Raw genomic sequence first — 9,736 nt, forward strand, 5'->3', positions numbered from 1 at the left:
TTTCATTCGAAAGTAATATTACCCCTAAGGGGGTAATGATTATTGTCCGGCGTCAAACAGGCATAAAAAAAGCGCCCAAAGGCGCTTTTTAGAAAGAGTGAAGCGAGGATTAACCGATATATTCCAGTCCGTTCATGTACGGACGCAACACTTCCGGCACTTCGATACGGCCATCAGCCTGCTGGTAGTTTTCCATCACCGCCACCAGCGTACGACCAACCGCCAGACCAGAACCGTTCAGAGTATGCACCAGACGGGTCTTTTTGTCGGACTTGCTGCGGCAGCGAGCCTGCATACGGCGCGCCTGGAAATCCCAGACGTTAGAGCAGGATGAAATCTCGCGGTAGGTATTCTGCGCCGGTACCCACACTTCCAGATCGTAGGTTTTGCATGCGCCAAAGCCCATGTCGCCGGTGCAAAGAATGATTTTGCGATAGGGCAGACCCAGCAGTTGCAGCACTTTCTCCGCATGACCGGTCATCTCTTCCAGCGCTGCCATTGAATCTTCCGGGCGAACGATCTGTACCATTTCAACTTTGTCGAACTGGTGCATACGGATCAGGCCACGGGTATCACGACCGTAGGAACCCGCTTCAGAGCGGAAGCACGGTGTGTGCGCCGTCATTTTGATCGGCAGTTGGTCTTCGTCGATGATCTCATCACGCACCAGGTTGGTCAGCGGCACTTCTGCCGTCGGGATCAACGCGTAGTTACTGCTGTCAGCCTCTTCTTCCAGCGGACGCGTGTGGAACAGATCGCCAGCAAATTTCGGCAACTGCCCCGTGCCGTACAGGGTGTCATGGTTGACCAGATACGGCACATAGTTTTCGCTGTAGCCATGCTGTTCGGTATGCAGATCGAGCATAAATTGCGAGAGCGCACGGTGCATACGGGCAATCTGCCCTTTCATCACCACGAAGCGGGAACCCGTCAGCTTAACGGCAGCAGCGAAATCCAGACCGGAATGCATTTCGCCCAGCGTGACGTGATCGCGAACCTCAAAGTCAAACTCGCGCGGGGTACCCCAGCGGCTGACTTCAACGTTATCGTTCTCGTCTTTACCGACCGGCACTTCGTCTGCAGGCAGGTTAGGAATGGCCAGCGCGATATCGCGGATCTCAGCCTGTAAAACATCCAGCTCCGCTTTTGCGGCATCCAGCTCTTCGCCCAGTTTGTTCACTTCCAGACGTAAAGGCTCGATATCTTCCCCGCGCGCTTTCGCCTGGCCGATGGATTTCGATCGAGAGTTACGCTCTGCCTGCAGGTTTTCAGTATTGACCTGCAAAACTTTACGACGCTCTTCAAGAGCGCGCAGCTTATCTACATCCAGCTTAAAGCCCCGGCGTGCCAGTTTTTCAGCGACTGCGTCTGGCTCATTACGCAGCAGATTGGGATCGAGCATGCTTATCCTGTGCTTATCGAATTGAAATGGGAAAATGTGACCACAGCCTGCGGTCACAGGGATACAGTGCCAACATTACCGCAACGCCTGCGCTAACGGTAGCGTTTTATAGGGCTATTTTGATCCTGTCCGGCGAGCCAGGCGAGCTTTTCGCCAATCTTGCCCTCAAGACCTCTGTTTGTGGGGTGATAATAGCGTGTTTGTGCCATCTCCGGCGGGAAATATTCCTCGCCCGCGGCATAAGCATTCGGTTCGTCATGTGCATAACGATATTCCTGGCCGTAACCCATCTCTTTCATCAACTTCGTCGGCGCATTGCGCAGATGAACAGGTACGTCATAGTCAGGACGTTCACGGGCATCGGAGAGCGCCGCTTTAAAGGCGGTATACACCGCATTGCTTTTCGGTGCACAGGCCAGATAAACAATCGCCTGGGCGATGGCGCGCTCGCCTTCAGCAGGCCCCACACGCGTGAAGCAGTCCCAGGCGGAAATCGCCACCTGCATCGCACGCGGATCGGCATTGCCCACATCTTCGGAAGCAATCGCCAGGCAACGGCGCGCGACATACAGCGGATCCCCCCCGGCCGTAATGATTCGCGCATACCAGTAAAGTGCCGCATCCGGCGCGCTGCCGCGAACTGATTTATGCAATGCGGAAATGAGATCGTAGAAGCGGTCGCCTTTGTTATCAAAACGCGCGCTGCGCTCACCGGCGATTTCGGTCAACAATGCGGGAAGCAGTACTCGCTTGCCGCTATCATCCACTTCGGCCATATCAGCCATCATTTCCAGGGTGTTCAATGCGCGGCGCGCATCACCATTGACCAGTTCCGCGATGGCTTTGCGGGTATCATCCGGCAGAACGATATCCTGGCCACCATAGCCCCGCGCCTTGTCTTCCATCGCCTGACGGAGAACCTGTTCGATATCTTCCGTGGTCAGCGATTTGAGCAAATAGACGCGCGCCCGCGACAACAGCGCAGAATTCAGTTCAAACGACGGGTTTTCGGTGGTTGCCCCGATAAAGGTGATCGTGCCGTCTTCAATATGCGGTAAGAACGCATCCTGTTGGCTTTTATTAAAGCGATGAACTTCGTCAACAAAAAGAATAGTGCGACGCCCGGCATGACGATTCTGACGGGCGCGTTCGATGGCTTCGCGGATCTCTTTCACGCCGGAGGTGACCGCCGATATCCGCTCAACGTCGGCATCGGCGTAGCGGGCAATCACTTCAGCGAGTGTCGTTTTCCCGGTTCCCGGCGGTCCCCACAAGATCATGGAGTGCAGATGTCCGGCTTCAATCGCACGCGGCAACGGTTTACCCGCAGCCAGCAGGTGCTGCTGACCAATATACTGCGCTAAATTTTCTGGCCGCATCCGCGCGGCCAGTGGCTGAAAGGTATTATCAGAAAAATCGAGCGACAGGTTGCTCACGCAGGCCTCTACTTACGTTGGTCGTCTACCGTTACGCCTTGCGGTGGAGTAAAGGTGAACTTCGATGCGTCAACGGCGCCATTCTGCTGTGATTTCAGCTGATAGCTGCTGCGCTGGTCATCCTGCTCCACGGCGCTGAACTGATGAATAGTCCCGTCACGGCCCACATTGATGGTGAACTGTTTCAGGTTACCGTTGCTGGTTTTCGGCGTCAGGACGAAGTCGTCACCGTTCTGCTTGATATTGTACTGTTGCCAGTCGCTGGACTGGTTGCGGGCAATCAGCATAAACGGCGTGTTGCCGGTGGCGTCTTTCAGCCAGGTCGCGGTGGCCTGCTCAACAAACGGGTTGAAGAACCACAGCGTTTTCCCATCAGAAACCAGAATGCTTTCATCAGGCTGCGTCATGTGCCAGTTAAACAGGTTCGGACGCTTCACCCACAAATCACCCTGACCTTCCTGAACAGCAGCGCCGCTGCCATCAGTCACTTTCTGTGTGAAGCTGGCGTGGAAGCTGCTTACTTTATCCAGGCGACTTTTCAGATCGCTGGCGGCATCCGCCCAAACGCTGCTTACCACGAATCCTGAGAGTAATGCACAGGTGATTGCGATTTTTTTCATTGTTATTCCTCAAAATACGTCACTCCCGACCGGGAGATCCCTCTGCTATCCATTCCAGGCCAAAAATCAGCGTGAGGAAAGAAGACAATACTGAATTACGTAACTTTGCACTTAGTCAAACGGTGGTGGCGCCAGCACTTCACGATTGCCGTTATGGCCTTGTTCGCTGACGATTCCCTGCGCTTCCATCTGTTCGATAATGCGCGCCGCACGGTTGTAGCCAATACGGAACTGGCGCTGTACGCCGGAGATGGACGCTTTACGTTTCTCTGTCACAAAGTTGACAGCCTGATCGAATAACGGATCCAGCTCTTCGCCACCGTCAAAGCCACCGCCGCCGCCTTCGCTTTCGCTGTCGGAGGTGATGCCATCCACATACTGCGGACGCCCACGCGCCTTCCAGTCCTGCACCACCGCATGCACTTCCTGGTCACGGACAAATGCGCCGTGAACACGCACCGGCATGGTGGAGTTTGGCCCGGAGTAAAGCATATCCCCCATCCCCAGCAGCGATTCTGCACCGCCCTGATCGAGGATAGTACGCGAGTCAATCTTACTTGACACGGTGAAGGCAATACGTGTCGGGATGTTGGCTTTAATAAGACCGGTAATGACGTCAACCGATGGACGCTGTGTCGCCAACACCAGGTGGATCCCGGCCGCACGGGCTTTTTGCGCCAGTCGGGCAATCAGCTCTTCAACTTTCTTACCGACGGTCATCATCAGGTCGGCAAATTCGTCAACCAGCACAACGATATACGGCAGTTTTTCCAGTACCGGATGCTGCGCATCCATACTGTCGCCTGGTTTCCAGTACGGGTCCGGAATCGGACGTCCCATCCGCGCGGCTTCGGCTATCTTCTCGTTGTAACCCGCAAGATTACGCACGCCCAGCGCAGACATCAGCTTGTAACGGCGTTCCATCTCGTTAACGCTCCAGCGCAGGGCGTTGGCGGCGTCTTTCATATCCGTGACGACTTCCGTCAGCAGATGCGGAATGCCTTCGTAAACCGACAGCTCCAGCATTTTCGGGTCGATCATGATGAAACGAACGTCTTCCGGCTGCGCCTTATAAAGCATGCTGAGGATCATGGCGTTCACCCCAACCGATTTACCCGAACCGGTTGTCCCCGCCACCAGCAGGTGCGGCATTTTCGCCAGATCGGCTACCACCGGATCGCCGGCAATATCTTTACCCAACACGACGGTCAGCGGCGATGGGTTTTCACGGAACTTCGCGTTATCCAGCACTTCACGCAGGTAAACGGTCTGCCGTTTTTTGTTCGGCAATTCCAGGCCTACGTATGGTTTACCCGGAATCACTTCCACCACGCGCACCGCGACAGTCGACAACGAACGCGCCAGGTCACGAGAAAGGTTGGAAATACGCGCCGCTTTCACACCCGGCGCCAGATTCAGTTCAAAACGGGTGATCACAGGACCTGGCGAGTAATTCACCACATCGGCCTTGATGCGGAAATCAGCCAGGCGAGCTTCAACCAGGCGCGCCATTTGTTCCAGCGCGAAGGTATCAACCGGCTCCACTTCACTCGGTGGCTGCGTCAGCAGATCCAGCGAAGGCAGTGGCGTCGTCGGTTTTTGCAGCGGACGGCTGTCACCATTGCGCATCAGCAGCGGGTGAATCAGGCTTTCCTGCGGCTGAGGTGCAGCAGGTTGCTGCGTCACTACCGGCTGATGCGGTTGCTGATACTGTGGCTGCGGCGCTGCCGGCTGTTGTGGTTGTTGATAGTGCTGCTGCGGCGCTACCGGCTGTTGCGGCTGTTGATACTGCGGCTGCGGCGCTACCGGCTGTTGCGGCTGCTGATACTGCGGCTGTGGCGCTACCGGCTGTTGCGGCTGCTGATACTGCGGCGTTGTGGGTGGCTGAACAGGCGCAGACTCCGGCATTACGCCCGGTGTAAACAGCGGCTCATGCGGGCCGTTATCGACCAGCGTTTTCATGGGTGAAAACTCAAAATCATCCAGCGAGAATGGATTCGCTCCGGCAGGTTGCTCACCGGCGTAGCGCTGTTGCTGTGAAGAGGCAAACTGGCGCGCCAGTTCAGCTTCCGCAGCGGCATCTTCATCGTCGGCCTGCGTCGCCTCATGCTGATACTCGTCGCCATAACGACTTTGCTGTGACTGAGCAAACTGACGAGCCAGTTCGTCCTGTTGCATGGCGTCGATTTCATCATCGCTATACTGCGGATCGTGTTGACCGGCTTCACGCGCTCTCTCCTCAGCCATACGCTGAGAAGGCAATTTAATACCATACGATGCCAGCTCACGGCGTGTCGGTACACGTACGCGATTGGGACGAGGCAGTTGCGGGCCAATCCCTTCTTTCACCTGCGGACGCGGCGCTCCGCCATTCGCGAGGCTGAAGACTGGCGCTGCAGCTGCCGCAGTCGCACCGGCTGATAAGGTCGCATCCTTCACGCTTGCAGCGATCGGCGCAATGGTCGCAGCGGTGTCAACAGGCGGTATAGAAGGCGCAGTTGACGGTGCAGGAACCACCGGTTCCGGCGCGTTAACAGGTTCAGGAATCGGCTGATACCACGCGGCCAGTTGCTCACGTTCACGCGCACGCTTCTCTTCCACTTCTTCAAAGTAGTACAGCGGCGGGCGCGCAGGTTTTGTCTCTTCGACTACCGGCTCAGGCTCAGTAATCGGAGCTTGCGGAACCACAGGTTCCTGTGGCGATAAAGGCTCCGGCTGATACGCTGGCTGATGATAAACCGGCTGCTGGACAGGCTCGGGTTGATAAACCGGCTCGGGCTGCCAGGGTTGCTCTACCGTAGCTTGCGGTTGCTGCCACGGTTGTTGCGGTACGCCTGGCTGCGGATAACCAGCTTCAGGGGCCACAGGCGCAGCGTATTGCGGTTCAGTCGGAACAGGCTGTTGCCATGTCTCATACTGCGCCTGCTGCGGCTGCGCGTACGGGTTGTGCGACGGATAGCCTTCCGGCGCAGGAGCAATCACCGGCTCGCCGGTTTGCGGGCCTGGTACGGGTTGCCATGCAACCGCAGGTTGTACAGGAACGGTTTCTGCTCCCGGTAGGGGCGGCGTTTGCATAATCGGATCGACCGGCGCAGCCCAGGCCTGAGCCGCAGCCGTTGCCGCCGCCGCAGCGGCGACGGGTTCGGTCACCGAATGACCGTTTAACAGCGGATCGTATTCATCATATTCCGGCTGCGTCGCACGATGCCCGGAGAACAGCACATCGCCAGGATCGGTCGCGACGCCGCGCGCACTGTAGGCTATCTCATCGTCATCATCCATGCGTCTGCCGGAGAAGAGCGCCGCATCCGTCTGACGGCCATGCGGATTGATAAATTTTTCAGCCAGACGTTTACGGCGCGCCAGCGCACCGCGAAGAATACGCGCCCGACGGGACTCACGTTTCCCGCCCTCGACTTCATCTTCATACTCTTCATCGTCTTCGTACTCGTCGTCTTCTACCCAGGTATCATCACGACGGGTACGGTTGCTGGCAAAGGTCAGAATATTGAGCAGCCAGCCGCCAAGTTTTTCGGCGATGCTAACCCAGGACCAGCCGGTAAAGAGCGTCAGCCCTGCCGCCCACACGCACAGAAGCGTAATGGTGCCACCACTGCTGTGCAGCAGCGGTTGCAGGGTGGTACTCAACAGACTGCCAATCACCCCGCCGGAGGCGAAGTACCAGATGTCATCGGCATTAATAGCGGCCAGACCACAGGAAGTAAGGATAAGCGCCAGCACGCCAATGATGCGCAGCGAGACGGCAAAATAGTCGATATAGTCATCGGTCGCCTGGTGACGCCAGGCAAACCAGCAGCCGCCCACAATGATGACAGGAATGGTGTACGCCATTATCCCAAAGATAAAGAACAGGGTATCCGCCAGCCATGCCCCCGGCGCCCCGCCCAAATTATGGATAGGCTCATGCCAGGCCGTTTGCGACCAACTGGGATCAGAAGGATTAAAGCTCAGTAAGGCTGCCATCAGCCAGACGGCAAAAAGGGCAATAAGAATCAGCAACGCCTCCAGAAGTCGGCGCCCGCTGCTTAACTTTGTCAATGTGACTTCTTTGTCTTCAGTGTATTCCTGGCTCAAAAAAGGCTCTCCAGGTTTCGGGCTTTTCCTGCCCGATGCTAAAACGGACAACAGCACCGGGTTACCCCGGCACTGTTGCTGTATGGATTAACAGGAGTGTAATCAAAATACGCCGATTTTGCACCTGTTCCGTATTAGCGCGTCTTAATAACCAGACGATTACTCTGTTTGACTTCTTCCATTACCACGTAAGTACGGGTGTCATTGACGCCAGGCAGACGCAGCAGGGTTTCCCCCAGCAGCTTACGGTAGGCTGACATGTCCGGCACACGTGTTTTCAACAGGTAGTCGAAATCGCCAGACACCAAATGACACTCTTGAATTTCTTCAAGTTTTTGTACTGCGGCGTTGAATTGTTCAAACACATCCGGAGCGCCACGATTCAGAGTAATCTCAACAAATACCAGAAGTGATGCATCCAGATAATGCGGGTTTAACAGCGCTGTATAGCCCTGAATGAAACCCTGTCTTTCCAGACGACGCACACGCTCAAGGCAGGGCGTCGGGGAAAGTCCCACTCGTTTAGAAAGCTCGACGTTAGAAATACGCCCATCCTTTTGCAGCTCATTAAGAATGTTACGATCAATACGGTCGAGATCTTTGCCAGGGCGCTTCTTGCTATCTACCATTATTATTGTCTCTCTGTATTCCTTCCCTACTCCTGCCTGACTCATCAAACATCATTGTCGAGAGTCGATGCCCATCACAATAGACCGAACCCAAGAGGATTAGCGGCGCGCAATGCCTGGGTCTATAGTGAGAAGACCGTTGCCTGACGGCAGCTATCGACATCACGAATGGCGTCTGTCCACACCATGCGTAGATTTCGCTAGCCCGGTAAACATGGTATTTATATGCATGATTATGCGGCACACACACAACACTGTTTTTTTCTTCCTCGAATGTTTTCGCAAAACAGCAGGTGATTGTCAAAGCAAAACATCGATTTTTAGTACAACATGCCAGTTATTCATTAGGCGTTAAGATGATTCATCATTTTATCACCTTATAACTGAGGGATTTTAAGTAGAATTCATTATGGCGTGACTGCAGATTTGTTCACTCATTGGCCTCGTCTATTCCACAAATTGTTAACAAAATCGCTATACCCTTTTTTTACGCCGTCAAATTCCCTACAATCCAGCCCATTGCCTGCCAACAACAATGAGGATCTCATGGGCACGACCAAACACAGTAAACTGCTTATCCTGGGTTCCGGCCCGGCGGGATATACCGCAGCGGTCTATGCTGCGCGCGCAAACCTGCAGCCGGTACTGATTACCGGTATGGAAAAAGGCGGTCAACTGACCACCACCACAGAAGTGGAAAACTGGCCGGGCGATCCGAATGATCTGACCGGACCACTGCTGATGGAACGTATGCACGAGCATGCGACTAAGTTTGAAACCGAGATCATCTTCGATCACATCAATAAAGTGGACCTGCAAAACCGTCCGTTCCGTCTGATCGGTGACAGTGCAGAGTACACCTGTGATGCGCTAATCATCGCTACCGGTGCGTCCGCTCGTTATCTCGGTCTGCCGTCAGAAGAGGCATTCAAAGGCCGTGGCGTTTCTGCCTGCGCTACCTGCGACGGTTTTTTCTATCGTAACCAGAAAGTCGCGGTTATCGGTGGCGGTAACACAGCCGTCGAAGAAGCGCTGTATCTGGCAAACATCGCCTCTGAAGTTCACCTGATTCACCGTCGTGACGGCTTCCGCGCGGAAAAAATTCTGATTAAGCGTCTGATGGACAAAGTGGAGAACGGCAACATCGTGCTGCACACCCACCGCACGCTGGAAGAAGTGACCGGCGATCAGATGGGCGTCACGGGTCTGCGCCTGCGTGATACGCAGAATGCGGACAACATTGAGTCGCTGGATGTCGCAGGGCTGTTTGTTGCCATCGGCCACAGCCCGAACACGGCGATTTTCGAAGGACAGCTTGAGCTGGAAAACGGCTACATTAAAGTGCAGTCCGGGAGTCACGGTAACGCGACTCAGACCAGCATCCCGGGCGTCTTTGCTGCGGGCGACGTGATGGACCACATTTACCGTCAGGCTATCACCTCCGCAGGCACCGGTTGTATGGCTGCGCTGGATGCTGAACGCTACCTCGACGGTTTAGCCGACGCGTGCAAATAGTTTTTACAAATCAGCAACAAAAGTAAATAAGGCGACTAT

6 protein-coding genes are annotated in these 9,736 nt (G+C 55.2%); 1 reads left to right on the forward strand and 5 read right to left on the reverse strand.

The features are described from left to right. Positions 1 to 109 precede the first annotated feature (109 nt). The 5 genes from serS to lrp form a co-directional block, all read right to left on the reverse strand. A complete protein-coding gene (gene serS / locus AB7E14_RS15015) occupies positions 110 to 1,402 on the reverse strand; it encodes a serine--tRNA ligase (RefSeq protein WP_043001203.1) in 1,293 nt (430 codons plus the stop codon). A 92-nt stretch (positions 1,403 to 1,494) separates the two neighbouring features. Then, positions 1,495 to 2,838 (reverse strand): replication-associated recombination protein RarA, encoded by a 1,344-nt coding sequence (rarA, locus tag AB7E14_RS15020; protein WP_043001204.1) that lies wholly within the window; start codon positions 2,836 to 2,838, stop codon positions 1,495 to 1,497. Positions 2,839 to 2,846: 8 nt separating this feature from the next. Further along, positions 2,847 to 3,458 (reverse strand): outer membrane lipoprotein chaperone LolA, encoded by a 612-nt coding sequence (gene lolA, locus AB7E14_RS15025; RefSeq protein WP_044256345.1) that lies wholly within the window; start codon positions 3,456 to 3,458, stop codon positions 2,847 to 2,849. 111 nt (positions 3,459 to 3,569) lie between these two features. Continuing rightward, on the reverse strand, positions 3,570 to 7,553 hold the full coding sequence (gene ftsK / locus AB7E14_RS15030) for a DNA translocase FtsK (protein WP_316962172.1): 3,984 nt from the start codon (positions 7,551 to 7,553) through the stop codon (positions 3,570 to 3,572). A 134-nt stretch (positions 7,554 to 7,687) separates the two neighbouring features. Continuing rightward, complete coding sequence (gene lrp, locus AB7E14_RS15035) at positions 7,688 to 8,182, reverse strand: leucine-responsive transcriptional regulator Lrp (RefSeq protein WP_000228469.1); 495 nt, start codon at positions 8,180 to 8,182, stop codon at positions 7,688 to 7,690. Positions 8,183 to 8,728: 546 nt separating this feature from the next. Between lrp and trxB the strand changes: the two genes are divergently transcribed. Then, the gene (trxB, locus tag AB7E14_RS15040) at positions 8,729 to 9,697 is read left to right on the forward strand and encodes a thioredoxin-disulfide reductase (protein ID WP_043001206.1); all 969 of its coding nucleotides are present in this window, start codon (positions 8,729 to 8,731) and stop codon (positions 9,695 to 9,697) included. Positions 9,698 to 9,736: the final 39 nt, after the last annotated feature.

This window comes from Citrobacter sp. (assembly GCF_050252275.1).
Lineage (GTDB): Bacteria > Pseudomonadota > Gammaproteobacteria > Enterobacterales > Enterobacteriaceae > Citrobacter_A > Citrobacter_A amalonaticus.

Excerpts from the sequence above, each read along its gene's own strand:
- lolA (WP_044256345.1), bottom strand. The coding sequence starts at position 3,458 with ATGAAAAAAATCGCAATCACCTGTGCATTACTCTCAGGATTCGTGGTA.
- serS (WP_043001203.1), bottom strand. The coding sequence starts at position 1,402 with ATGCTCGATCCCAATCTGCTGCGTAATGAGCCAGACGCAGTCGCTGAA.
- lrp (WP_000228469.1), bottom strand. The coding sequence starts at position 8,182 with ATGGTAGATAGCAAGAAGCGCCCTGGCAAAGATCTCGACCGTATTGAT.
- trxB (WP_043001206.1), top strand. The coding sequence starts at position 8,729 with ATGGGCACGACCAAACACAGTAAACTGCTTATCCTGGGTTCCGGCCCG.